Origin of the sequence: Xanthomonas translucens pv. cerealis, assembly GCF_006838285.1 — a bacterium.
Classification (GTDB): domain Bacteria; phylum Pseudomonadota; class Gammaproteobacteria; order Xanthomonadales; family Xanthomonadaceae; genus Xanthomonas_A; species Xanthomonas_A cerealis.
Genome location: NZ_CP038228.1, coordinates 4,548,559 through 4,572,416, shown reverse-complemented (window position 1 = coordinate 4,572,416; position 23,858 = coordinate 4,548,559). Strand labels below are relative to the sequence as shown.

At 68.6% G+C, this 23,858-nt stretch carries 17 protein-coding genes and 2 pseudogenes; 4 read left to right on the top strand and 15 right to left on the bottom strand.

The genetic code is table 11. From position 1 onward, the window contains the following. Positions 1-273: 273 nt before the first annotated feature. The 7 genes from E4A48_RS20140 to E4A48_RS20110 form a co-directional block, all read right to left on the bottom strand. Positions 274-1,683 (bottom strand): glycoside hydrolase family 28 protein, encoded by a 1,410-nt coding sequence (locus E4A48_RS20140; protein ID WP_142743049.1) that lies wholly within the window; start codon positions 1,681-1,683, stop codon positions 274-276. Further along, positions 1,680-3,017, bottom strand: coding sequence for a virulence factor family protein (locus E4A48_RS20135; RefSeq protein ID WP_142743048.1), 1,338 nt, complete (start codon positions 3,015-3,017; stop codon positions 1,680-1,682). Before E4A48_RS20135 ends, E4A48_RS20140 begins: the two co-directional genes overlap by 4 nt. Before the next feature lie 330 nt (positions 3,018-3,347). After that, positions 3,348-4,466: a rod shape-determining protein RodA gene (rodA, locus tag E4A48_RS20130; RefSeq protein ID WP_039006061.1), complete on the bottom strand. Its 1,119-nt coding sequence runs from the start codon at positions 4,464-4,466 to the stop codon at positions 3,348-3,350. Beyond that, positions 4,463-6,556 carry a penicillin-binding protein 2 gene (mrdA, locus tag E4A48_RS20125; protein ID WP_185910687.1) on the bottom strand — a complete coding sequence of 698 codons (2,094 nt, stop codon included), beginning with the start codon at positions 6,554-6,556 and terminating at the stop codon, positions 4,463-4,465. Before mrdA ends, rodA begins: the two co-directional genes overlap by 4 nt. Continuing rightward, positions 6,525-7,010 (bottom strand): rod shape-determining protein MreD, encoded by a 486-nt coding sequence (gene mreD / locus E4A48_RS20120; RefSeq protein ID WP_058196211.1) that lies wholly within the window; start codon positions 7,008-7,010, stop codon positions 6,525-6,527. The genes mrdA and mreD overlap by 32 nt, the downstream gene beginning before the upstream one ends. Further along, on the bottom strand, positions 7,007-8,041 hold the full coding sequence (gene mreC / locus E4A48_RS20115) for a rod shape-determining protein MreC (protein ID WP_142743047.1): 1,035 nt from the start codon (positions 8,039-8,041) through the stop codon (positions 7,007-7,009). The genes mreD and mreC overlap by 4 nt, the downstream gene beginning before the upstream one ends. Positions 8,042-8,211: 170 nt before the next feature. Then, positions 8,212-9,258 (bottom strand): rod shape-determining protein, encoded by a 1,047-nt coding sequence (locus E4A48_RS20110; RefSeq protein WP_003465837.1) that lies wholly within the window; start codon positions 9,256-9,258, stop codon positions 8,212-8,214. Positions 9,259-9,519: 261 nt separating this feature from the next. On the opposite strand from E4A48_RS20110, the gene E4A48_RS20105 reads away from it, so the two are divergent. Together E4A48_RS20105 and E4A48_RS21490 are read left to right on the top strand one after the other, a co-directional pair. After that, positions 9,520-10,452: a carbohydrate kinase family protein gene (locus E4A48_RS20105; RefSeq protein ID WP_039006065.1), complete on the top strand. Its 933-nt coding sequence runs from the start codon at positions 9,520-9,522 to the stop codon at positions 10,450-10,452. Between the two features lie 279 nt (positions 10,453-10,731). Continuing rightward, positions 10,732-12,575 (top strand): annotated as a pseudogene (locus E4A48_RS21490) (sigma-54-dependent Fis family transcriptional regulator); the annotation flags it as partial. Between the two features lie 297 nt (positions 12,576-12,872). Here E4A48_RS21490 and E4A48_RS20095 read toward each other — a convergent pair. The 7 genes from E4A48_RS20095 to ubiE form a co-directional block, all read right to left on the bottom strand. Then, on the bottom strand, positions 12,873-13,499 hold the full coding sequence (locus E4A48_RS20095; RefSeq protein ID WP_039006066.1) for an HAD family hydrolase: 627 nt from the start codon (positions 13,497-13,499) through the stop codon (positions 12,873-12,875). After that, on the bottom strand, positions 13,490-14,209 hold the full coding sequence (locus E4A48_RS20090) for a hypothetical protein (RefSeq protein ID WP_039006067.1): 720 nt from the start codon (positions 14,207-14,209) through the stop codon (positions 13,490-13,492). Before E4A48_RS20090 ends, E4A48_RS20095 begins: the two co-directional genes overlap by 10 nt. Continuing rightward, entirely contained in the window at positions 14,206-15,195 is a 990-nt protein-coding gene (locus tag E4A48_RS20085) for an alpha/beta fold hydrolase (protein ID WP_142743046.1), read from the bottom strand. The genes E4A48_RS20090 and E4A48_RS20085 overlap by 4 nt, the downstream gene beginning before the upstream one ends. A 197-nt stretch (positions 15,196-15,392) precedes the next feature. Continuing rightward, positions 15,393-17,330, bottom strand: coding sequence for a M1 family metallopeptidase (locus E4A48_RS20080; RefSeq protein ID WP_142743045.1), 1,938 nt, complete (start codon positions 17,328-17,330; stop codon positions 15,393-15,395). A gap of 80 nt (positions 17,331-17,410) precedes the next feature. After that, entirely contained in the window at positions 17,411-18,121 is a 711-nt protein-coding gene (locus E4A48_RS20075; RefSeq protein WP_230812537.1) for an isopentenyl transferase family protein, read from the bottom strand. Positions 18,122-18,132: 11 nt separating this feature from the next. Then, entirely contained in the window at positions 18,133-18,726 is a 594-nt protein-coding gene (locus E4A48_RS20070; protein ID WP_058196207.1) for a hypothetical protein, read from the bottom strand. 297 nt (positions 18,727-19,023) lie between these two features. Continuing rightward, positions 19,024-19,785, bottom strand: a complete 762-nt coding sequence (gene ubiE / locus E4A48_RS20065; protein WP_003477863.1) for a bifunctional demethylmenaquinone methyltransferase/2-methoxy-6-polyprenyl-1,4-benzoquinol methylase UbiE — start codon at positions 19,783-19,785, stop codon at positions 19,024-19,026. 126 nt (positions 19,786-19,911) lie between these two features. Between ubiE and E4A48_RS20060 the strand changes: the two genes are divergently transcribed. Next, entirely contained in the window at positions 19,912-20,367 is a 456-nt protein-coding gene (locus E4A48_RS20060; protein ID WP_039006074.1) for a nucleoside deaminase, read from the top strand. 13 nt (positions 20,368-20,380) lie between these two features. On the opposite strand, the gene E4A48_RS20055 is transcribed toward E4A48_RS20060, so the two are convergent. Beyond that, positions 20,381-22,570, bottom strand: coding sequence for a TonB-dependent siderophore receptor (locus E4A48_RS20055; RefSeq protein WP_039006076.1), 2,190 nt, complete (start codon positions 22,568-22,570; stop codon positions 20,381-20,383). Positions 22,571-22,627: 57 nt separating this feature from the next. On the opposite strand from E4A48_RS20055, the pseudogene E4A48_RS20050 reads away from it, so the two are divergent. Continuing rightward, positions 22,628-23,812, top strand: a pseudogene (locus E4A48_RS20050) (DUF1624 domain-containing protein). The last annotated feature ends 46 nt before the right edge of the window (positions 23,813-23,858 follow it).

Here is a 23,858-nt window from a genome sequence, read left to right as displayed (position 1 = left end):
CTGCAGCGCACGCCGAGCTGCCCAAGCCGAACCGCGCGTGGCCGGCGATGCGCAGCGAAGCAGCGCATCGCCAGCGCAACCAGCAACGCCCGATCACAGGCCGGCGTGTGCAGGGCGAGATCGGCCTGGAGGACGGCTGCAGCCACGCACCCCGGGTCGGCAGCGGCGATCCGCCCCCGCTGCGTACACCGATTCCGGCACCCCGGCGGCGTGGCCGGAGTCGGCATTGCCGACAGCATGCGGCGCGCGCATCGCCGACAGCCCCAAGCAACGCTACAGCGCGGGAAACACCGGCTTGCTGGCGCATGCCGGCACCGCACCGGATACCGAGGCCGCATAGGTGCTGACCGAGCTGTCGACGCTCGGCTGCAGGTTGGAGCGGTCCACGCCGATGCGCGCATTGCTGGCTTTCAGCGCGGTGACGTCGACCGACACGTTGGCCAGCACCAGATCCAGCGGCGCCGAGGCGTTGTAGCCCTGCACCGAACTACCCTTGCCCTTCACCGACCCCTGCGCCTTCAGGCCGTTGACCACGATGTTGGCGAAGCTCGGCATGGTGCCGCTGCTGCCGCCGCCGTACAGCGGGTTGATCACCAATGCATTGGCCACGCCGAACAGGCAGGTATTGCGATAGGTGACGTCGCTCACCGCGCCGCCCTTGGCCAGCCCGGTCTTGATGCGCAGGCCGTTGTTGTCGGTGCTGGGCGTGCCATCGGCGTCGCTGCCGAGCACGCTGTTGCCGTCGATCAGGACGTTGTCCACGCCGTACATCACCTCGCTGCCGATGGAGATGCCGTGGGTGCCGTAGAAGCGCGAGTCGCGCACGCTGATGTTGGCCGATCTGGAGGCGATGGTCTTGATCGCCACGCCGTCGTCGCCGCTCATCACGTCGTTGTCGTAGAGGGTGGCGTTGCTGACGCTGTCCAGGTCCAGGCCGTCGGTGTTCGGGCTGCTGGCCGGTGCCTTGACGCGCACGCCCCAGATGGTGAGGCCGTCGGCGATGTGCACGAACAGATGGAAGTACGGCGCGTTGACCAGATTGACGTGATAGATGCTCACGTCGCTGGCGTTCTGTACCTTGATCAGGTCGGGGCTGTTCTGGGTCTGGCTACTCGCCTTGGCCTTTTCCCCGAACTGCCACCAGCTGCCGCTGCCGCCAAGCATCGGCAGGTCGCCGCGGCCATCGATGCTGCCCTGGCGGCCAGCGCCGTCGCGCAGACCCATCACGCCCAGCGACTTGCCCTTCAGATTGAGCAGCGCGCGGCAGCCGCCGCTGGAGCCGGCGGCCTTGCCGCAGGCATTGGCGCCGGCGACCTGATAGTCGGACGGCTTGCGCGAGGCGAACAGGGTCACCCCGGCATCGATCACCAGGGTCACGTTGCCGCCGATGTTCAACGGCCCGCTGAGGAAGGCATTGCCGGCGCCGGCACGCAGCAGCACCGCCGAACGTCCTCCCTTGGCGGCGCACCTGCCCAGCGCGGCCTGGATGCGCGCGGTGTCCGGCGCGCTCTGCTCATCGGCATCGCCGAAGAGGCGCGCGTCCGCCTGCAGCGTGGCATCGAGGGTGTCGCACAGACTCGGCATCGCGGGTTCGGCGACCACCCGCGTATCGCCGGTCGCGGCGGATGCGTGGAGCGTGACCAGGGCCAGGAGCAGAAGGCAACCGAACGCGGGCGATGTCATTGCTGCAGGACTCCAGACGAGGTGCGCAGCGGCGAGGGTTGCACTGCGTCCACGCGAGGATGCCTGGCATCTATTGCAGCCATGGGGCGGCGTGCGCCTTCTGCGAGCTGCTGCCAACGGTTGTCTACAATCGTCGCCAAGCCGGCCGGATGCTGGTCGAAATGATGGCCGCCATGCAGCGCGACGATCTGCGCGCCGCTGCCGCGCAACTGCGGACACACCGTGTCCTTCTCCTGGTCGCCGTACACGCACAGCAGCTGCGACGGCGCAATGCGCGCGATCTCCGGCAACACCGGCTTGGCGTCGTCGGCATCGCCCAGGTCCAGCCAGTTGCGCACGCGGATCTGGAAATCGGCCTTGCGGTCCACGCCGAACAAGGCCAGCAGAGCGACCTGCGCGCGCTGCGCGGGCGGCAACCGGTTGTACATGAACGGCATCGCGGTGGCGCCGAAGGAATAGCCGACCAGCAGGATGCGTTGCGGATGCCATTGCTGCTGGTAGTGCGCGATGACCCGCGCCAGGTCGGCGCTGGCCTGCGCCGGCGGCTTGTCGTGCCAGAAGTAACGCAGGCTGTCCCAGCCGACCACCGCGATGCCGCGCTGCTGCAAGGCCTCGGCCATGCCTTTGTCGATGTCGCGCCAGCCGCCGTCGCCGGACAGCACGATCGCCAGCGGCGCGCCCGGCGCGCGCACCGGCAATTCGGTCAGCGGCAGGTCGTCGAGCGCACCGCCGCTGCCCGGCGTGTGCAGGTGCATGGCCACGCGTGCGGCCACGGCCGCTTCCGGCGTGCCCGCGGCCGGTGCCGTCGCGATATCGACGAAGCCCTGCGCGGCGCTGGCTGGCGCGGTGCCAGCGCACACCTCGGTCGGCGCCGGCGCCACGCCGATCGCGCCGCCCAGGGTTGCCGCCGGCGCGGCGCCGACGATGCGTTCGACCAGGGTCGCGCTGGTACCGGTCCCGGCCAGCATCGGCAGGAAGTAGCGGTCGCCGTGCAGATCGCGCTGCAGGTGCCGGCTCAGCTGCTCGGCATCGTGCCAGGCATGCCCGCAGCCACTGCCGGCATGCTGCAGCCGGGCAAGATAGCGATCGCCATCGACCGTGGCGACCACCGCGCCGGTCGCGGCGATGCGCGCTGCCGCCGCCTGGCGCTGCGCCCGGTTGCCGCTGGCGAACAAGATCACCATGCCCTGCGCCGGGCCGGCCGGCTGGGTCAGCGCGACCCGGCCGTAGCCGTGGCTGTGCATCGCACCCGCAGGAAAGTAGTAGCGGATCAACGCATAGCCGCTCAGGCCCAGCGCAACACTCAGCAGCAACAGGAATTTCAGGAATTTCATCAACACACAACCATGTCGGCACAGCCGAGCGGACAGGAACCACGGGGAAGACGCGAGGAGGGCGGACGGACGCAGAAAGGACGACACCAGCCAGGCCGGATCGACGATGCGCTGCGTTGGCTCCCCTCGATGGACGCGGGCCGGCTGGGCGGCATCGACGCCGCGCATGGCTCACCCGGAACAGATCCTGCGCTCGTGGCTGGTCGCTGCAATCAGCGCCGTCACAGGGCATCGACGCGAATTGTGGCGAGCGCCGGCACATCCGGCAATCGTTGCGTACATCGACGCATACTTCCGGTTAAGCCGGCGGTGCACCCGCCATGACCGCGCTCAGTAGCCGTGCACCGGGCGGTGCGCCTTGACCGCCATCACCAAGCCCAGGCCGGCCAGCAGCGACACCGCGGAGGTGCCCCCGTAGCTCATCAGCGGCATCGGTACCCCGACCACCGGCAGCAGCCCGGAGATCATGCCGCCGTTGACCAGCACGTAGACGAAGAACGCCAGGCCGGTGGCACCGGCGAGCAGCCGCGAGAACGTGTCGCGCGCCTGCGCGGCGATCCACAGGCAGCGCGCGATCACCACCAGGTACAGAGTCAGCACGGTGGCCACGCCGATCCAGCCGAATTCCTCGCTGAGCACCGAGAACGCGAAGTCGGTGGTCTGTTCGGGGATGAAGTTCAGGTGCGACTGCGAACCCAGGCCCCAGCCCTTGCCGTGCAGGCCGCCGGAGCCGATCGCGATCTTGGACTGGATGATGTTCCAGCCGGCACCGAGCGCATCGTTTTCCGGATTGAGGAACATCATGATCCGGTCCTTCTGGTAAGGCCGCAGCAACCACAGCCAGGCCACCGGCGCGGCCGCGGCGACGCCGCCCACCGCGATGCCGACCCACCACCACGGCAGCCCGGCCAGCAGCAGCACGAAGCCGCCGCTGGCGGCGATCAGCACGCCAGTGCCGAAGTCCGGCTGCAGCATGATCAATGCGGTCGGCAGGCCGATGATCGCCGCGCTGACCAGCACCGTGGGCAGCCGCGGCGGCAGCGGCATGCGATGCAGGTACCAGGCCACCATCATCGGCATGCTGATCTTCAGCAACTCGGCCGGCTGCAGGTAGAACACCTTCAGATCCAGCCACTGCCTGCCGTACTTGCCGGTGCCCAGCGCGAACACCGCCAGCAGCGGCAGCATCGACAGCGCGTAGATCAGCGGCGTCCAGGCGCGCAGGCGCAGCGCCGAGACCCGCGACAGGCCCCACATCGCCGCCGCGCCGATCGCAAAGCGCATAGTCTGGGCCAGCATCAGATGGTTGCCGCCTGCCTGGCCGCCGGCGCTCTTGAGCACGGCCAGGCCGATCACCATCAGCGCCCCTAGGGCCAGGCACATCGGCCAGTCCAGGGTGCGGGCGAAACGGCCACCGAGATCGGCCAGCCAGCGCAGGAAGTCCTTCATCGCTCGTCCGGGATCTCGTCGGGGATCGGCGGCGGCGCGTCCGGCGGCGGCACCGCGGCGGCATCCACCACCACCGGCCCGACCAGCACCGGGCGTTCGCCGGCGGCCAGCGCCACCGCCTCGGCGGCGCCGCGCGAGCCCGGATCCTCGGCATAGTAAAGCCGGCTGCCGAACGCGGTGGCGCCGCGCAGGCTGTCCAGCGGCTCGATGCCGGCGGGCAGGCGCCCGAGCAGCCAGGCATCGAAGATCTTGCGCGCGATCGGTGCGGCGGTACTGGCGCCGTAACCGCCGCCCTCCACCGCCACCGCCAGCGCGATGGTCGGCTGCTCGGCCGGGGCGAAACCTTCGAACAGCGAACGATGGCGCAGGTGCATCGGCAGGCTGCGCGGATCCACCGCGGCCAGGCCCTTGCGGCTGACCACCTGCGCGGTGCCGGTCTTGCCGGCCATCTGGTACGGCGCGCTGACCGCGATCGCATGCCCGCTGCCGCCCGGACGCATGGTGTCCATCATGCCCTCGCGCACCGCCTGCAGGTTGGCGGGATTGTCGCTGATCGGCTTGCCCGGGCCGAGCGCCACCGACGCCCACGGCTGATCGAACGCGCCGCGCTGGGCCATCACCAGGTGCGGGGTGCGCAGCTGGCCATCGGCGATGCCGGCCACCGCGCGTACCAGCTGCAGCGGCGTCACCTTCCAATCGCCCTGGCCGATGGCGATGTTGACCGTGTCGCCGGGATACCACGCTTCCTTGCGGCTTTTCGCCTTATAGGCCGGCGACGGCACGATGCCGCCGATCTCGCCCAACAGGTCGATGCCGGTCGGCGTGCCGAAGCCGTAGCGGTTCATGTACTGGTCGACCTTGCCGATGCCCATGTCGACGGCCAGCTTGTAGTAATAGGTGTTGACCGACTGCGAGATCGACTTGCGCAGGTCGGTCCAGCCATGTCCGCCGCGGTGCGAGTCGCCCCAGCCGCGGCTGACCCCGGGCAGGTAGAACATGCCGGTGGACAGGATCTTGTCCTCCGGGCGGCGGGTGCCGCTGTCCAGGCCGGCCAGGCCCATGAACGGCTTGATGGTCGAGCCGGGCGCCACTCCGCCCAATACCAGCCGGTTGAACTGCGGCCGCGACGGATCGCTGTTGAGCGCCTGGAAATCGGCGTGCGAGATGCCGTTGACGAACAGGTTGGGATCGTAGGACGGCAGGCTGACCATGGCCAGAATCTCGCCGGTGCGCGGATCGATCGCGATGGCTGCGCCCTGGTAGTCGCCGAACGCGGCGACCATCGCACGCTGCAGGTCGGCGTCGATCGACAGGCGCAGGTCGGCACCGGACTGCGCCGGGACCCGGCCGACGGTGCGGATCGCGCGGCCCTGCACGTTGGTCTCGACCTGCTCGTAGCCGACCTTGCCGCGCAGTGCCTCTTCGTAATAGCGCTCCAGCCCGGACTTGCCGATGTGGGTCAGCGCGGCATTGCCCTCGCCGAGCATCTCCAGATCCTTCTCGTCGATACGACCGACGTAGCCGATGATGTGCGCGAACAGGTCGCCGTAGGGATAGTGGCGGGTCAGGTACGGCTCCAGCTCAACGCCGGGGAAGCGCCAGCGGTCCACCGCGAAACGCGCGCGCTCCTGCTCGCTGACCCGCAGCTTCAGGGTCACCGGGCGGAAGCTGCGGCTGGCCTTGCGCGCGGCCTGGAAGCGTTCGATGTCTTCGGCCGACAGCGCGATGACCTTGCCCAGTTCGACCAGCAGCGCGTCCATGTCCTGGACCTTGTCCGGGGTCACGTCGAGCCGGAACGCGGGCACGTTCTCGGCAAGCAGGCGGCCGTTGCGGTCGTAGATCATGCCGCGCCCCGGCACTACCGGCCGCGGCTTGATCCGGTTGGCGTCCGAGCGCGTGGCGTAGATGTCGTGGTCCAGCACCTGCAACTTGAAGTACCAGGCGCCCAGGCCGACCAGCGCCACCAGCACGCCAAGGAACCCCAGCGCCGCGCGGCGCCGGAACTGCTCGGCCTCGGCGTGCGGGTTCTTCTGCGTGCGACGGGTATGCAAGGCCACGCTACTTGCTCCGGCGGCCCAGCCGCAGCGCATCCATCAGCACGAACAGCGGCGGCCACAGCGCCATGCCCAGCAGCGGCGCCCACCAGTAGTTCCACGGCAGGGTCGGCTCGCCCACCGCCAGGTGCACCGCTGCGGCGACGATGCGGTCGTTGACCAGCAGCCCGCCGATCGCCAGCGCCTGCTGCGACATCGGGAAGAAGCGGATGCGCGCGCGGAAGCGCTGCAGGATGAAGCTCAGGATCACCAGCCGCAGCGCCTGTTCGCCGAGCACCCCGCCGTACAGCAGGTCGGCGACCACGCCGATGGCGAAGGCGAAACCCAGCCCGACCTTGTCCGGGGTCTCGATCACCCAGTACGCCACCACCAGGGCCAGCCAGTACGGCCGCAGCGGCTGCAGCAGCAGCGGCAACGGCAGCAGGCCCAGCAGCAGCGCCAGGAGCAAGCTGACCGGCAGCACCCAGCCTTTGCTGCGGGGGCGGCTCATTGCGGCTCCTGCGCAGCCGCCGGGACCGGGGACCGGGGACCGGGGAGCCGGTCAGGAGCGGACGCAGAACCGCGCCCTTGAGCCGGCCCATGCGTCGCATTGCTGTTGCTGTTACCGGGTCCCTGGTCCCCGGTTCCTGGTCCCGATTCTCCCGGCTGTCCGGGTCCCTGGTCCCCGGTTCCCGGTCCCGCTGCCGCGACCGAAGGTCGCAGCAGCAAAACGTCCCGCCCGCGGTCCAGCTTCGCCGCCGGCTTCAGATTGCCGACCAGGAAGGCATGGGTGTCGTCCGGGCGCAGCGTCGCCACGGTGCCGACCGGGAAGCCGGCCGGGAAGCGCCCGCCCAGGCCGGAGGTGACGATCTCGTCGCCGACCTCGACCCCGGCGCTGAGCGGCACGTCGCGCAGCTCCAGGGTGTCGCCGCGGCCGTAGACGATCAGGCGCACGCCGTTGCGTGCCACCGTCACCGGCACCGCATGGTCCGGGTCGGTCAGCAGCAGCACGGTGGAATGCAGCGGGGTCACCTCGATCACCTGGCCCATCAGCCCGCCGGCGTCGATCACCGCCTGGCCGACGTGCACGCCGTCGCGGCCGCCGGCATCCAGCACCAGGCGCTGCCGGGTCGGGTCCAGGTCGATGTCCAGGATCGGCGCCAGCTGCACGTCCAGGCCACGGCGTTCGGCCACCCCCAGCAACTCGCGCAGCTGCGCATTGTCCAGCGCCGCGGTCTGCAGCCGGGTCAGGCGCGCCTTGGCGATCAGCAGCTCGTTGCGCAGCGCACGGTTTTCCCTGACCAGCTGCGCATGGCTGGCGGCGCTCTCCTGCACCTGCGAGCCGAGCCGGCCGGGCAGCCCGGCCAAGGCCCACAGCGGCTGCACCAGCAGGTTGGTCTGGCTGCGCACCTGCTTCAGCCAGCCAGCCTGCACGTCGAGCACGATCAGCACCACCGCCAGAGCCAGGTACGCCAGCAGGCGCGGCGTGCTGGCGGCTTCGCCCGGGCGGGCAGTGACGGGAGGACCGGCGTAGGGAGGCACGGGCTAGAGCCGGGAAAGGGGAATCGGGAAAGGGGAATCGGACAACGACAGCGTGCTCCCGACTCGATCGGGCCGGGGCGCAGGCACGGTGGCGGTCGCGGAGCCGGCAATGTCGGTGCGGATGGGGGATTCGATTCCCCATTCCCCATTCCCGATTCCCGGCCTCACCATCACTCCGGCGCGAAGAACTCGTTGCCGTGCATGTCCACCAGCTCCAGCGCACGGCCGCCGCCGCGCGCCACGCAGGTCAGCGGGTCGTCGGCGACCTGCACGTGCAGGCCGGTCTCCTCGGAGATCAGCCGGTCCAGGTCGCGCAGCAGCGCGCCGCCGCCGGTCAGCACGATACCGCGCTCGGCGACGTCGGCGCACAGCTCCGGCGGGGTCTGCTCCAGCGCCAGCTTGACCGCCGAGACGATGCCCGACAGCGGCTCGTGCAGCGCCTCCAGCACCTCGTTGGAGTTGATCTTGATCATCTTCGGCACGCCCTCGGCGAGGTTGCGGCCGGAGATTTCCATCTCCTGCACTTCTTCCTGCGGATAGGCGCAGCCGATCTGCAGCTTGATGCGCTCGGCGGTGGCCTCGCCGATCAGCATGCCGTGGTTGCGGCGCACGTAGTTGGTGATCGACTCGTCGAAGCGGTCGCCGCCGATGCGCACCGACTGCGAGTAGACGATGCCGTTCAGCGAGATCACCGCGACCTCGGTGGTGCCGCCGCCGATATCGATGACCATCGAACCGCGCGCCTCGGTGACCGGCATGCCGGCGCCGATCGCCGCGGCCATCGGTTCCTCGATCAGGTACACGTCGCGCGCGCCGGCTTCTTCGGCCGATTCCTTGATCGCGCGGCGCTCGACCTGGGTCGAGCCGGCCGGCACGCAGACCAGCACGCGCGGACTCGGGCGCAGGAAGCGCGACTTGTGCACCTTCTTGATGAAGTGCTTCAGCATCGCCTCGGTATAGGTGAAGTCGGCGATGACGCCGTCCTTCATCGGGCGGATGGTGGTGATGTGGCCCGGGGTGCGGCCGAGCATCTGCTTGGCCTCGGCGCCGACCGCAGCCACCGACCGGGTGCCGCCGATCGCCCGGTCCTGGCGCACCGCGACCACCGACGGTTCGTTCAGCACGATGCCCTGGCCACGCACGTAGATGAGGGTGTTGGCCGTGCCCAGATCGATGGACAGGTCGTTGGAGAACATGCCGCGGAGTTTCTTGAACATCGGGGAATTGAGTCCTGGGGAGTCGCGTGCCGTCGCCGAATGGCGAAAAAATGGGCAGAAAACGAAGTCTGCTAGCGTAACAACCCACTTGGGTGCGGGCAAGGAAAATTCTCGCTAAAACCGCGCCTTGCATGCGCTCGCAGGGGCGCCGTCGATCGCGCTTCTGGCCCTGCCCGGCCGCAGCCGTTACCCTTTGCGCCGCGGCGACCCCGCACACTGCCCGCCTGAATGCGGGCTCCTCCCTCCGCCAAGGCCTGTCCGATGTCCGTACTGATCTGTGGTTCCCTCGCTTTCGACACCATCATGGTGTTCCCGGACCAGTTCAAGAACCACATCCTGCCGGACAAGGTGCACATCCTGAACGTATCGTTCCTGGTGCCGCGGATGCGCCGCGAGTTCGGCGGCTGCGCCGGCAACATCGCCTACAACCTGCACCTGCTGGGCGGCGATCCGATCCCGATGGGCACGGTGGGCCAGGATTTCGGCCCGTACCGCGAGCATTTCGAGACGCTGGGCATCGACCTGTCGCGGGTCAAGGTGATCGAGGACCTGTTCACCCCGCAAGCGTTCATCACCACCGATCACGACAACAACCAGATCACCGCGTTCCATCCGGGCGCGATGATGCGCAGCTACGAGAACCACGTGCGCGACGTGCCGGGCGTGACCCTGGGCCTGGTCGGCCCGGACGGGCGCGAGGGCATGATCCAGAACGCCGAGGAGTTCGCCGCCGGCGGCATTCCCTTCATCTTCGACCCCGGCCAGGCGATGCCGCTGTTCAACGGCCCGGAGCTGCGCACCTTCATCGAACAGGCCGACTACGTGGTGGTCAACGACTACGAGTCCAACCTGCTGCAGGAGCGCACCGGCTGGAACGAGCAGGACATCGTCTCGCGGGTGCAGGCCTACATCACCACCCAGGGTCCGAAGGGCGCGCTGATGTACACCCCCGACAAGACTTACGACGTCCCGCCGGCGCACGAGCGCCGCGTGGTCGACCCGACCGGCTGCGGCGACGCGTTCCGCGCCGGCCTGATCTTCGGCATCGAGCGCGGCTGCGACTGGCTGACGATCGGGCGCATGGGCAATCTGATGGGCGCCTTGAAAGTGGAACACCCGGGCACCCAGAACCAGCGCTTCGACTTCGACGAATTCAACGACCAGTTCAAGCAGCAGTTCGGCTATGCCTTGTAACTGCGATTCGGGAGTGATGAGTGGGGATTCGTAAAAGCCGGGTCCTGCCGCTTTAATGACACGATGAACCGCGCAACCGCGCGGTTCTTTCGTTTTGGGCGGAGGCCGGAAAGGGATCCGCATAGGCAAACTGCTCTTGCCAATCCCCGCTTTGAACAGCCGACTGTCTGGTCATCGCGAATCCCCAATCCCAGCTTTTGCTGAAGTGCGGTTTGAGCCCCGGCCCGGTTTGTGCGTCACTGCCGCTCTGCTCCCGGGTGGGGACCGAGGATGCGCCACGTGTCGGAACTGACTGTCGCCCTCCCGCAGGCCACGGCCGGAGCGCTGTCCGCCGCCGAGGCCGCATCCGCGTTGCTGGCGCGGATGCGCCGCTTCCGCCAGATCGAACCGCTGCCGCCGGCGCTGGCACGCTCGTGGCAGCGCTGCCTGGACGAGTACGAACTGAGTCCGCCCCCCTTCGCCGATGGTCCACGATGGCAGCGGCTCGAAGACGTGCTGCGCATCGCCAAGGTGGAGATGGAGAACCACTACGAGAAGATCGCCGGCGGCGGCTACGCAGTGGTGTTGGCCGACGCCGAGGCGACCTTGCTGCACAGCGTGCAGGACCCGGCGCTGCTGCGCGAATTCCGCGAGACCGGGCTGTTCTGCGGCGCCAGTTGGGCCGAGCGCTAGCAGGGTACCAACGGCATCGGCACCTGCGCGGTAGAGCGCAGCGCGCTCAGCGTGCACCGCGGCGAGCACTAGCTGGTCCGGCATCTGCCCCTGTCGTGCAGCCGCGCACCGATCCTGGACCCGCACGGGCAACTGCTGGCGGTACTGGACGCCTCCACCCCGGACGCGCGCGGCACCAAGCTGGTGTAGCGCCACACCAACGCGCTGGTAGGCATGTCCGCGGCGCAGATCGCACGCTCGTATTTCCTGGAGCAATACCGGCATGCCTGGATCCTGCGCTTCCACAGCCGCCCGGAGTTGGCCGGCCTGCTGCACGAGGCGCCGATGGCGATCGGCGACGACGGCTGCGTGCTCGCGGTCAACGAAGCCGCGCTGAAACAGCGCGGCAAGGGCGACCGCAGCCTGCTGGCCGGGCGCGACATCTCGCAGGTGATGCAACTGCATTTTGGACACAGTGGAGCAGCGCGCACGCAACGACGCCAGCACGCTGTGGTCGATCCGCTGCGCCTGCCACGGGCGCCGTTTCTTCTCCCTGGCGCAGCCGCCGCGACGCGGCCGCTGGCCGCGCGCACGCGGCCAGTGCCGACAGCGGCGAGGCTGCCTACGCCCGCGCACACGTGGGCTCCTATCCGCGCATGCGCCACAACCTGGACAACGCGCTGAAGCTGGCCGCGCATCGCGTGTCGATCCTGCTGTGCGGCGCCACCGGCACCGGCAAGGAGGAGTTCGCCAAGGCGGTGCACCGCGGCTTGCCGTGGGCGGCGCAGCCGTTCGTGGCGGTGAACTGCGCGGCGATCCCGGAAGCATTGATCGAGAGCGAGCTGTTCGGCTGCGCCCGCGGCGCCTTCACCGATGCCGCGCGCGAAGGCCGCCACGGCAAGCTGCTGCAGGCCAGCGGAAGTACCCTGTTCCTGGACGAGATCGGCGACATGCCGCTGCAGACGCAGCTGCTGCGGGTGCTGGAAGAACAGCACATGACCGCCCTGGGCAGCGACCGGACGATGCCGCTGGAACTGCACGTGGTCAGCGCCAGCCACCGCGACCTGATGCAGATGGTGGCCGCCGGCGAGTGTCGCAAGGACCTGTATTACCGCCTCAACGGTGTGGTGCTGCACCTGCCGCCGCTGCGCGAACGCAGCGACAAGGCCGAACTGATCCGCACCCTGCTGCGCGAGGAGAGCGGCGAGCTTCACATGCGCATCAACGAAGACGCGCTGCACGAGCTGCTCAGCTATCCCTGGCCGGGCAATCTGCGGCAGCTGCGCAACGTGCTGCGCACCGCCGCGGTGCTGTGCGCCGACGGCATGATCCGCATCTCCAACCTGCCGCAGGGAATCGTCGATGCCGACAGCGGCCCGTGCCTGGTCAACGGCGATATGGTCGCCGCCGACGACATGCCCGGCCGCGTGGCCCTGGACAGCGCCGAGCGCAGCGTGCTGCAGCAGCACCTAGTTAATCGCCCCGGCTTCGGTGCCACGACTGAAGTCGCTCCCACAAAGAAGCTGTCGCCTGGTGCGAAGGCCTTTGCCTTTAGCTTTTGCCTTTGCCCCCTATTGCGGTGGTGATGGCAAGGGAATCAGAAATTGGCAATCCGCCAAGCGACGCATGCACACAAGAAACCGGCTCTGCATGAAAGAGGCAACAACCGCAGCTGGCGCGCTTTTCACTTTGTGGGAGGGACTTCAGTCCCGACGAAACTTCACCCACAAAGCGTCGGGACTGAAGTCCCTCCCACAGAAAAGAACCCCCTACCCGGCCGAGCCGTGCCACCATTCCAGCAGCGCCGCACAATCGGCGAAATGCAAATCGGCCAGCGCCGGCCAGAGATTGTCCACATGCAGCAGCACCGTCGTCGCGCCGGCATGGCGCCCGCACTGCAGGTCGTATTCGTGATCGCCGAGCATTGCCAGCGAATGCGGCGCCACGCCCCAGTGCGCAGCCAACTGCTGCAGACCGCCAGGATGCGGCTTGGGCGGCGCCTCATCGCGGCCGAGGATGGCAACGCCCTCGAACACGTCCTCCACCCCGATCTCGCGCAACGTCAGCCGCGCCAGTTCCTGCGCATTGCGGGTCAGCACCGCCAGCCGGCAACCGGCCGCGTGCAGCGTGCGCAGCAGCGCCGGCGCGCCGGGCGCGGCGACGGCGCCAAAGGCCAACTCGCGTTCGTGCTCGAGCAGCCAGGCATGCTTGGCCGCGGCCTCCTCGGCCGGCAGCGCGGCCAGATGCTGCAGGATGTCGGCCTGCTGCGGAATCTGCAGCTCGCGGCGGATCAGCGCGAAATCGTGCACCGCACGGGTCAGCGTGCCGTCCATATCGAACACCCAGTGCCGCACCTGGCGCAGGCGCGCGCCGGGTGCCGCCGCGCTCAATCCCATCCCGGCATCTGCGACCCGTCCAGGCCGCCGGTCTCGAACACCGCGGTACGGGTGCCGCCGGCCTTCACCGGGAACTCGATCTGCAGCACCGTGGTCTTGCGCGCCAGCTTCCACAGCGCCTTGTCGTCGCTGATGAACATCGCGATCGCCTCGTCGGTGTTCGGACGCCATGCCGCAGCCGCGCGCGGCGCGGCAGCGTCGGCCTTGAGCTGCACCTTGCAGCCGCCTGCGCAACGGAAATCGCCGGCCTGCAGCACCAGGTAGGCGCTGCGCTTCCATTCGGGGTGATCGCGGAACACCAGCTGCACCGGCTTGGGACCGCTGCCGTCCACATCGACCTTGTCGCGGCTGTACAACATCGCAGAGCGTTGCGTGCCCTTGCCGGCCGGTACCTGCGAATATTCCCAGGCGGCCTGCATGCGCCGCAGTTCGCGCGCCGCCTCGCCCTTGGCCTTGACCTCGGCATAGCCGGGTTCGATGCGCTCGGCCGCGTCCGAACCGGGATACTGCTCCAGCAGCGCCGCGCCATGGATGCGCGCCAGGTCCCAGTTGCCGGACTTCACTGCGGCGTCGTAGTGCTTGGCCAGGTCGTCGGCGGCCTGCGCCGTGGCTTGCGCTTCGGCGGCGGCCTGCGCCTTGCGTTCGGCCTCGTGGTCGCCGCAACCGGCCAGGGCCACGGCGCACAGCGCGCCGAGCAGAATGCGTTTCATCGGGGAACTCCTCGTTGGATCAATTGATCGATCGCCTGCGCGACCTCGGCCGGCTTCTCGACGATGGACATGTGGCCGCTGCCGTCGAGCAGCACCTGCAGCGCCTGCGGCACGCGCGCGGCGTACAGCGCCAGCGCGCTGGCATCGATCACCGCGTCCTGCACGCAGTTCAGCAGCAGCGCCGGCTGGCGGATGCGCGCGGCTTCTTCGAACGGCAGGAAGGCCTCCTCGCTGCGTCCGATCCGCGCCAGCACCTGTTGCTCGAAACCGGCTTCGCTGCGCCGCCAGGCGACGACCGACGACACCGCCCAGGACGGGATGCGCGGCTTGCGCGGCTCCAGCAGAAACACCGTATCGATGTAGCGGCGCAGCGAGTCGGCGTCGTACACCGCGAACGGATTGTCGCCGTCCAGCACCGCCTGGCCGAAGGCGTTGTCGGCGAAGCGCACGCCGGCGGCGTTGAGCAGGCCGACCCGATCGAACAAGGCCGGATGGCGCGCGGCGGCGAGCGCGGCGATGCCGCCGCCCATGGAATGCCCGATCAGCACGCATTCGCTGCCCGTACCGCGCACGCACTGCGCGGCGAACGCGGCCATGCGCTCGGCCTGCGCGACGAAGCCGTAGTCCTGCCCGTCGATGCGCTGGCTCTCGGCCCAGCCGGGCAGATCAGGAATAAACAGGTGATAGCGATCGCCGAGCGCGCGCGCCAGCGGCAACCAGTTCTCCTTGCTGCCGGTGAAGCCGTGCACCAGCAACAGCGCCGGCGCGCCGGGATCGGCCGCGGCGCGGTGCAGATAGGTCCAGCGATGCACGGCGACCTGCGTCCGGCAGCGCCGCAGGCCGCTGCCCCGGCGCTGGCGCAGGCTTTCCAGGCGCACCAGCAGGAACGGCTTGCTGCGCAACAACAGCACCGCGCCCACCAGCAGCGTCAACCCCACGGCCAACGCGGCGAACGCCACCAGCAGCAACAACGTCAGCAGCAACATGGAAGAGCCGGGAACCGGAAACGGGCCATGCGCCTACCTTCGCATGTGGCTCGGTTTGCGCCAAGTCCTGCACCGGAGGGACTGCGGGGCGCTCCACTCACCCATGTGGGAGCGACTTCAGCCGCGACGGGCTTTACCGGGAAAGCCGTCGCGATTGAAGTCGCTCCCACAGGTGCTGCATCCATCGGCGCGCCGCCTCAGTGCGCGGCGGCGCCCTCGTCGGCCTTGGCCAGCATGTCTTCCACCGACACCGTGGTGATCGGGTGGTAGCCGGGCTTGGCCTGGGCGAAGACCTGCTTGGCGAAGGCCAGGCCGTCCGCGGTCTTCACCAGCTCGGCGTAGATCGGCAGGATCAGCTTACGGCGGCCGACGCGGGCGATGAACTCGCCGGCGGCCGGGCGCGCTTCGGCGTAGCCGCTGCGGATCGCCAGCGGATACCAGCGCATGGCGATCTCGCCGTTCGCGGTGCCGGTGAAATGATAGGCGGCGTCGAGCTGCTTGAGCTGTTCGGGCTTCAGCGTGGCGCCCAGGCCGCTGAGGAAGCGCGTCCATTCCTGCGTGCTCCACGCGTCGGTGACCTGCTTGCCCGGCAGGGTGCCGCTGCCGGCCCAGGCGATGCGCGCGGTATCGACCATCGCGAAGTTGCGCGAACGCGCCTTCTGCGCGAACGCCGGGATGCCCGGCTCGTCCAGCCATGCGTGCAGTTCGGCTTCGGTGACCGCATCGGGCTTGCTGGCCAGCAGGTTCTTCTTCAGATACGCGACGAACTGGTCGGTATTGGCGCTCTGGAACGCGTGGTCGTCGAACCAGCCGCGCAGGAACGCGTCGAAGGTGGCGCGGCCGAAGCGCTGTTCCAGGAACTGCAGGAACCAGGCGCCCTTGACGTAGGCGACCTGGCTCAGCGCAATGTCCGGATCGCGCTCGGTCAGCGCCGGCAGCGCCAGCACCTGGTCGGCCGGACGCATGTCCTTGAACTCGGCGAGCAGGTCGGTCTGGTCGATCTCGCGTTCCATCTCCGCCGCTTCGGCGCCGTACAGCGCTTCGGTGATGCGCGCCTGCACGTAGGTGGTGAAGCCTTCGTTGAGCCAGATGTCCTTCCAGCTGGCGTTGGTCACCAGGTTGCCGGACCAGCTATGCGCCAGCTCGTGCGCGATCAGCGACACCAGCGACTTGTCGCCGACGATCACGGTCGGGGTGGCGAAGGTCAGACGCGGGTTCTCCATGCCGCCGAACGGGAACGACGGCGGCAGCACCAGCATGTCGTAGCGGCCCCAGCGGTACGGACCGTACAGCGTCTCGGCGGCGGCGATCATCTTCTCGGTGTCCTCGAACTCCTTGGCCGCCTTGTCGGCCATGGACGGTTCGGCCCAGATGCCCGAACGCGCGGAGATCGGCTTGAACACCAGGTCGCCGGCGGCGATGGCCAGCAGGTAGGACGGGATCGGCTGCGGCATCTTGAACGTGTAGTCGCCGTCGCGCGCCGCCGTGGGGTCGTTGTCGGCGCTCATCAGCACCATCACGTCCGGACGCGACACGACGTGCGCGCTGTAGGTGAAGCGCACACTCGGCGTGTCCTGCAGCGGCACCCAGCTGCGCGCATGGATCGCCTGCGACTGGCTGAACATGAAGGGCAGTTGCTTGCCCTCGGTCATCGACGGCTGCAGCCACTGCAGGCCCGAGGCGGTCGCGGCGGTGTGGTAGGCGATGGTGACCTTCTGCGGCTGGTTCGGCGCTTCGATGGTCAGCTTGCTGCCGTAGATCTTGTCGGCTGGCGCCAGTGCGTATTGCAGCGGCGCCAGGTTGCCCTTGCCGTCGTCGCCCTGCACGTTTTCGATGGTCAGTTCGCGCGTGTCCAGCAGCAGCTGCTTGGCGCTTTTGTTCTTCCAGTCAAGGGTATAGGTGGCGGTGCCACCGATCTGCTTGCGGTCGAAGTCCAGCTTCAGGTCCAGCGCCAGGTCCTTGATCACGACCTTGCCCGGTTCGGCGTAGGAGCTTTCGTCGTGGCTACGATCGGTGGGTTTCACGGCGGCGTCTGGCTTTGCAGGGATGGAGGACGCGGCTGGCGGAGCAGGCGTATTGGAACAGGCGGCCGCAGCGAAGGCCACGGCCAGGGACAGCAGGAACGCAGATCGCATGAACGCCACCGCATTTAGAAAGCGTGGATTCTATCGCAGCCGTGCCGGGCGCCGCATGCGGCGCCCGGCAGCGACGGATGCTATGCCGGCAATTCCTGCACGATCGGTTGCCAGGTCGCCGGAAGCTTGCCCATATCGCGTTCCTGCCATTGCGCGTGGTCAAGATATTCCTCGGCGATTCCCTGCACCAGCCGCTGCCTGAGCTGCGCATCCATGTCCGGCAGCCGGGGCACAGGCACGCCCCACTGCTGCGCGAACCGGATCGCATACCGATATCCGTCCACGTCCTGCAGAACCGGGCGAAGCGCAGGATCCGCCCACGCCGCGACCAGTTCCTGCAACAGCGAGGAACGTCCCTGGTCCGCGCGTAGCATCTGCTCGACACGACGCCTGGCCCTGTCCAGGAACGCTGCAGGATCCCCCAGGCGGAACCTGCGCGAACTCCAGTGGAATACGTTTGCCCAATGCGGGTCGGCCATCATCTCCCTGAGCAGGGAAATCGATCCTCCCTCGAGGATGACCGCGCCGCTGCCTCCATTCCGGGCGACGGCATGCTTGAGCAAGGCGTTGGCCTCCGATGCGGTCATCATGCCGTCGGCCAGCCGGCGCGAGGCGAGATAGATCCGGCGCGTAGCGCGCAGCTCCACCGGCAGCGGCCGCCCACTGCCGGTGGCCAACTCGGGGTAGCACTGGATCCGGTCCAGGGCAACGACCGGCAGTCCGCTGCGTTCGGCCAATGCCACGGCAGCGGCGGTCTTGCCGCTGCATGTCGGGCCCCAGATCAAATGCACGCAAACGTCCATTACGCCTCTGCCTCTTGCTGGCGTTTTAGCGTGACGGACGGGGACGTAGGCCGCGCACGCGTCTGCATGAAATTGGCGATCGTCCTGGCGGCATGCCGGCCAATCCCTTCCTTCCAATTTTCGGACAGAATCAGGCCGCTGCTCAATGACTGCGCAACGTCCATGCCAGGAGTCTCCCACTGCAGATGCGCAGAAGCGGCGACTGTTTGCGCAAAGGTGGGGCCAAGCGTGGAGTCATCCCAGGTATACAGAAGGCAGATGCGTCCCCCCTGCCGCGCCACAGCGTCGAAGCGGTTCGCCGCCTCGCGCGACATCGCGCCCGGCACCAACGGGATCGACGAACGGATGAAGACGATGTCGGTGGCGCGAAACCACTGGCGATTTCCCGCATCGCAGCCATGAATGAGAAAAAACCGCGAGCCCCCGGGCAACCGGAATTCGCGCTGGCAAGAATGGTGAGCCTCGAACACATGCGGCACCAACTGCGACAGCGCGGGCATGCACTCGAACTCTTCGAAACACAGGATATCCATCAGCACCAGCCATTCGAAGGCATCGCCAATGCAGGTGCAGGTGAGGGGGGGCAATGTCATGCGTCACTATCACCGTGACCGGGAAGAGCAACCAGCCTGCGCCGCGCGATGTAACAAGCAGGCCAAAGCGATGTGACGAATTTCTGCAGTTCTGAACCCGGTCATGCCGATCGCGCTGCAGCTGCGCAAGCACCGCCGAAACTGCGGACTTCAGGCAACGGGATTGCGCACACCGCACATGATTGCCATCACATCTCTGGCCCGTGGCGGTGGCAGTCGCCGCAGCGCGCAACCGCGCCTCGCGCAGACAGCGGATCGCCAGGGACTACCACCGGCACCGAAGCGCCGACGCGGCATCTAGACCTTGTAGCCCGAGTGGATCGCGACGATGCCGCCGGTCAGGTTCTTGTAGTGGCTGCGGGCGAAGCCGGCCTCGGCCATCATGCCCTTCAGCGCGTCCTGCGGCGGGTGCTTGCGGATGCTCTCGGCCAGGTACTGGTAGCTGTCGGCGTCCTTGGCGAACAGCTTGCCCAGCCGCGGCAGGATCTTGAACGAATGGAAGTCGTAGATCGGCTTGAACCAGTCGGCAGTGACCGCGGAAAACTCCAGTACCCGCGCCTGCCCGCCGACCTTCAGCACCCGGTACATCTCACGCAGCGCCGCATCCTTGTCGGTGACGTTGCGCAGGCCGAAGGCGATGGTGACCAGGTCGAAGCTCTGGTCCGGGAACGGCAGCGCCTCGGCGTTGCACTGCACGTAGTCCAGGCCCGCGACCAGGCCACGGTTGGTCAGCCGGTCGCGGCCCACCGACAGCATGCCGGCGTTGATGTCGCCCAGCACCACCGCGCCGTCGTCGCCAACCCGCTCCTTCAGCAACGCGGCGATGTCGCCGGTGCCGCCGGCAAGGTCGAGCACGCGGTCGCCCGGCTTGACCTGCGCGGTGGCCACGAAATAGCGCTTCCAGGCCCGGTGGATGCCCAGGCTCATCAGGTCGTTCATCAGGTCGTAGTTGCCGGCGACCGAGGTGAACACCTCACCGACCAGCTTCTGCTTGTCCTTGGCGGCGACGTCGCGGAAGCCGAAATGGGTGGTACCGGAGGTGTAGGGGGATTCGCTCATGCGGGGGATTATCGCACTGCCGGCCGGTTCGTGGCGGTGAAGCGAGCGCAGCGCCGCCGCGCCGGGGTGACAGCCGCCCGCCGCCTGGGCCAGACTCCGGGGCCATGCCCCCCCATTGGCCCGACGATGCTGACCACGCCCGATTACCGCGCCCTGCTCGACACCGCCATCGCCGAGGCCCGCCAGGGCCTGGCCGAGGGCGGCATCCCGATCGGCGCGGCGCTGTACCACAACGATGGCCGCCTGCTCGGCTGCGGCCACAACCGCCGCGTGCAGGAAGGCGACCCGTCGGTGCACGGCGAAACCGATGCGTTCCGCAAGGCCGGCCGCCAGCGCCGCTACCAGGACACCATCATGGTCACCACGCTGGCGCCGTGCTGGTACTGCAGCGGCCTGGTGCGGCAGTTCAACATCGGCACCGTGGTGGTCGGCGAATCGGTGACCTTCCAGGGCGGCATCGACTGGCTGCGCGAGAATGGGGTCAGCGTGATCGACCTGCGCAGCCAGGAATGCATCGACCTGCTCGGCGGCTACATCGCCGCCAATCCGGATGTGTGGAACGAGGACATCGGCGAGGACTGAGCGCGCGCCGCGCTCAGAACCGGTACTGCACGCCGGCGGTGAAGGTGCGCGCCGCGCCCACCGACACCCACGGCGTCGCCGCGACCGAGCTGGTGTAGTAGCGGCGGTCGAACACGTTGTCCACGTCCAGCGACACGCGCAGCCGTTCGTCGATGCGCCAGTACGCCAGCAACTTGGCCACGCTGTAGCCGGGCAGCTGCGCCGGCGCGATGCCGGCGTCGGCCTGCGCCTGGGTATAGACTTCGGCTAGCCGCTGGCCGCTGTAGGTCATGCCGCCGCCGAAACCGAGCAGGCCGCCGCCGGGCAGCGCCGTCTCGCGCACCGCGAGCAAGCTGGCGTTGAACTTGGGCACGTTGATCAGGCTGCCGCCGAGCTGCAGCGTGTTGTCGCGCAGCACCTGCACCCGGTTCCACGAGGCACTGGCGTTGAGCCGCCAAGACTCGCTCAGCTGGCCGGAAACGTCGGCCTCGGCGCCGCGGCTGCGCACGCGGCCGGCGGCGATCTGGTTGCCGGGATTGTTCGGATCGCCAGTGAGCACGTTGTCCTTGACGATCTCGTACAGCGCCACGGTGGCGCCGAGGCGGCCATCGCGCGCCTGCCACTTGCTGCCCAGTTCCAGCGCGCGGCCGCTTTCCGGCGCCGGCGCGTGCGCAGTGCCGGTGCCGTTCCACACATCGGAACCGGTGTTGGGGCGGAACGTGCGCCCGGCGTTGAAGTACCACGACCACTGCTCGCCCGGTGCGTAGCTCAGGCCGATGCGCGGGGTGGTCTTGGTCGGCGCCTGCAGGTAATGGCCGCCGCTGCGGCGGTCGTCCAGCGCCTGCCGGTAGCGGTCGTGGCGCAGGCCCAGCAGCAGCGTCCACTGCGGCGTCAACGCGATCGCATCCTGCAGGTATAGCGCCGCGTTGCGCTGGCGCTCGCGGGTATCGACGAACGGCAGCGGCGTCGGCAGCGGCTGCCCATAGACCGGTGCGAACACGTCCAGCGCGTATGGCGCGGCGGCGCTGGGGCGGATCCGCCGCATGCGCTGGGTCAGCACGAAGTCGTAAGCCTCGGCGCCAAGCAGCAACCCGTGGCGCCAGGCGCCGGTGTCCACCTGGCCGCGCAGTTCGGCCTGCAGCGCGGTGTCGTGCGAGGCGAAGTCGCGCCAGCGCCGCTGTCGCCACAGGCTGCGGCCGTCGTCGCGCAGCACGCTGGGCTCGGTGGAATAGCCGCTCAGGCTGCCGTCGCGGCGCGAGGCGGCGAGCAGCGCGCTCCAGTCGGCGGCGATGTCGTGCTGCAGCAGCAGCTGGTGATTGCGGTTGTCGACCTGCACGTCGCCGTCGCCCGGCTCGCCGAGGAAGCGCGAACGCGGGATCGCGCCGAGGTCGCCGCGCACCGCGACGATGCCGCGGTCCAGCGGCACCTGCTGGCGCAGCCATTCGCCGTCGTAGCGCAACGTGGTCGCCTCGCCCAGGCGCCAGGTCAGCGCCGGCGCCACGAAACGGCGCCGGGTGTGCACGAAGTCGCGGAAGCTGTGCTTGTCCTCGAGCGCGACGTTGAGCCGGTAGGCGAGCGACTCGCCGAGCAGCGGGCCGGTGCTGTCGGCGGCGACGCGGTAGGCATCGTGGCTGCCGGCGGACACTTCCAGCGCCGCGGCCGGCCGCCACTGTGGACGCTTGGTGACGATGTTGAGCGTGCCGCCCGGTTCGCTGCTGCCGTACAGCGCCGCCGCCGGCCCCTTCAGGAATTCGATCGCCTCGATGTTGGCGGTATCGCGCGGGGCGTTGTAGCCGCGGTTGGCGGCTAGGCCGTTGCGCAGGGTCGCGCTGCCGGTGTTCTCGTTGCCGGGCAGGCCGCGCACCGCGAAGTTGTCCCACAGCCCGCCGAAGCCGTTCTGCCGCGAGATGCCGCCGACGTAGTCGAGGGTGGCGTCGAGCCGGGTCGCACCGAGATCGTCGATCGCCTGCCGCGGCAGCACCCGCACCGATTGCGGCAACTGGCGCAGGTTCAGGCCGGTCTTGCTGCCCTCGATGGCGTCGGCCTGATAGGTCCCCGAATCGCGGCGACCGACCACCTGCACCGCATCCAGCTCGACCCGCTCCGGATCGGTAGCGGGATCGGTGCCGCGCAAGACCGTATCGGCGGCCGCCGGACCCGCGTACAAGCCGGCCAGCAAGGCCATGCAGGACAGGAACAAGGGATGCGGTGAGGGTAACGGCATGAAAAAGGCACCTTAAAAAATCGTTATATTATTTCATTATTGCAACGAATGCAGCAGATGTCTTCCGCTTCTCTCGCCGCCTCCGCAACTTCTCCTCCCGTGTCATCGCGCCTGGCCTCGAATCGATCTGCTGCGCGGCACGGTGATGGCGCTGATGCTGCTCGACCACGTGCGCGAGACGTTCTACTCGCATCATCCGATCGGCGATCCGCTGGACGTGGAAACCACCGCCCCGGCGCTGTTCGTGGCGCGCGCCCTGGCGTACCTGTGCGCGCCGATCTTCGTGTTCCTGACCGGCCTGTCGGCGTGGCTGTACGCGGCGCGGCGCGGCAGCCGCATGGCCGCACAGCGGCGGCGGCGTTCCTGCTCAAGCGCGGGCTGTTCCTGATCGTGCTGGAAATGACCCTGGTCAACTTCGCCTGGACCTTTGCCTTCCCGTCGCAGCTGCTGTCCTTGCAGATGATCTGGGCGATCGGGCTGAGCATGCTGGCGCTGGCGGCGCTGCTGTGGCTGCCACGGCCGCTGCTGGCGCTGCTCGGCGTGGCGCTGGTGGCCGGGCACAACCTGCTCGATGGCGTGTACGTGCACGGCGACGGCCCGTTGGCCACCGCCTGGGCCATGCTGCACGATCGCAGCTGGCTGCACCTGGGCGAGCTGCGCGTGCGCACCTCGTATCCGTTGCTGCCGTGGACCGGAGTGATCGCGTTGGGCTATGCGGCCGGCCCCTGGTATGGCGCCGGCACCGCGCCGGCGTAACGCCAGCAGCGCTTGCTGGCCTGCGGCCTCGGTGCGCTGGCGCTGTTCCCTCTGCTGCGCTGGCACAACGGCTATGGCGACGCGCCCTGGCGCGACCAGGCCGACGTGGCGCATACCGCGATGAGTTTCTTCAACCTGACCAAGTACCCACCGTCGCTGCTATTCCTGCTGCTGACCCTTGGCGTGGGCCTGCTGTTACTGCGCCTGTACGAACAGCCGCGGCTGGCGCCTGCGCTGGCGCCGCTGGCGGCGATCGGCGCGGCGCCGATGTTCTTTTACCAGCTGCATCTGTACGTGCTGAAGCTGCTGAACCTGGGGGCGCTGGCGTACTGGGGCGCGAATCACGACGGGTTGTTCGGCGTGGACAGCGTCGTCGCGCTGTGGGCGATCGCCGCGGTGTTGGGCGTGGCATTGTACTGGCCGGTGGCCGCATTCGCGCGACTGAAGGCACGCCGCCGCGACCTGAACTGGCTGCGCTATCTGTAGCGGCGCCTGGGTCGGGTCGGTCCAGGATTCATCCCCATGTAATGGC

What these genes read in the sequence shown, in the direction of transcription:
- E4A48_RS20140 (WP_142743049.1), bottom strand. Translation starts at nt 1,683, where the DNA reads ATGACATCGCCCGCGTTCGGTTGCCTTCTGCTCCTGGCCCTGGTCACG.
- E4A48_RS20135 (WP_142743048.1), bottom strand. Translation starts at nt 3,017, where the DNA reads ATGAAATTCCTGAAATTCCTGTTGCTGCTGAGTGTTGCGCTGGGCCTG.
- rodA (WP_039006061.1), bottom strand. Translation starts at nt 4,466, where the DNA reads ATGAAGGACTTCCTGCGCTGGCTGGCCGATCTCGGTGGCCGTTTCGCC.
- mrdA (WP_185910687.1), bottom strand. Translation starts at nt 6,556, where the DNA reads ATGCGCTGCGGCTGGGCCGCCGGAGCAAGTAGCGTGGCCTTGCATACC.
- mreD (WP_058196211.1), bottom strand. Translation starts at nt 7,010, where the DNA reads ATGAGCCGCCCCCGCAGCAAAGGCTGGGTGCTGCCGGTCAGCTTGCTC.
- E4A48_RS20110 (WP_003465837.1), bottom strand. Translation starts at nt 9,258, where the DNA reads ATGTTCAAGAAACTCCGCGGCATGTTCTCCAACGACCTGTCCATCGAT.
- E4A48_RS20105 (WP_039006065.1), top strand. Translation starts at nt 9,520, where the DNA reads ATGTCCGTACTGATCTGTGGTTCCCTCGCTTTCGACACCATCATGGTG.
- E4A48_RS20095 (WP_039006066.1), bottom strand. Translation starts at nt 13,499, where the DNA reads ATGGGATTGAGCGCGGCGGCACCCGGCGCGCGCCTGCGCCAGGTGCGG.
- E4A48_RS20090 (WP_039006067.1), bottom strand. Translation starts at nt 14,209, where the DNA reads ATGAAACGCATTCTGCTCGGCGCGCTGTGCGCCGTGGCCCTGGCCGGT.
- E4A48_RS20085 (WP_142743046.1), bottom strand. Translation starts at nt 15,195, where the DNA reads ATGTTGCTGCTGACGTTGTTGCTGCTGGTGGCGTTCGCCGCGTTGGCC.
- E4A48_RS20080 (WP_142743045.1), bottom strand. Translation starts at nt 17,330, where the DNA reads ATGCGATCTGCGTTCCTGCTGTCCCTGGCCGTGGCCTTCGCTGCGGCC.
- E4A48_RS20070 (WP_058196207.1), bottom strand. Translation starts at nt 18,726, where the DNA reads ATGACATTGCCCCCCCTCACCTGCACCTGCATTGGCGATGCCTTCGAA.
- ubiE (WP_003477863.1), bottom strand. Translation starts at nt 19,785, where the DNA reads ATGAGCGAATCCCCCTACACCTCCGGTACCACCCATTTCGGCTTCCGC.
- E4A48_RS20060 (WP_039006074.1), top strand. Translation starts at nt 19,912, where the DNA reads ATGCTGACCACGCCCGATTACCGCGCCCTGCTCGACACCGCCATCGCC.
- E4A48_RS20055 (WP_039006076.1), bottom strand. Translation starts at nt 22,570, where the DNA reads ATGCCGTTACCCTCACCGCATCCCTTGTTCCTGTCCTGCATGGCCTTG.